Origin of the sequence: Microcoleus sp. BR0-C5 (genome assembly GCF_036705045.1) — a bacterium.
In the GTDB taxonomy this organism is placed as follows: Bacteria; Cyanobacteriota; Cyanobacteriia; order Cyanobacteriales; family Microcoleaceae; genus Microcoleus.
This window is the reverse complement of sequence record NZ_JAUBTR010000019.1, coordinates 103744-104243: the sequence shown is the minus strand read 5'-3', so window position 1 is coordinate 104243 and position 500 is coordinate 103744. Positions and strand designations below refer to the sequence as shown.

General features: G+C 43.2%; 1 pseudogene. It reads left to right on the top strand.

From position 1 onward, the window contains the following. A pseudogene (locus tag QUB08_RS12010) lies at positions 1–500 on the top strand (beta strand repeat-containing protein); the annotation flags it as partial.

The following is a 500-nucleotide window of genomic DNA, read 5'->3' as shown; positions in this document are numbered from 1 at the left end:
CATTACCGTACCTTCAGTGACAGCTAATATCACTGATAACGATATTGCCGGAGTCACAATCACTCCCACTTCGACAACAGCTACAGAAGGCGGCGTAACTGGTAATTACACAGTAGTTTTAACATCACAACCAACAGCAGATGTAGCTCTAGCAATTGGTAACACTTCCCAAACCACCACTTCAGCTTCCACACTCACCTTTACTTCAGCTACTTGGAATATACCACAAACCGTAACAGTCACCGCTGTTAATGACACATTAGTCGAAGGAAACCATACTGGAACTATTACTCATACCGCCACTTCAGCGGATACCAATTACAACAGCATTCCCGTCGCTGCTGTCACAGCTAATATCACTGATAATGATAGTGCAGCCATCACAATCACTCCCACTTCTACAAATGTTACAGAAGGCGGTACAACTGGTAATTACACAGTAGTTTTAACATCACAACCAACAGCAGATGTAGCTCTAGCAATTGGTAACACTTCCCAAA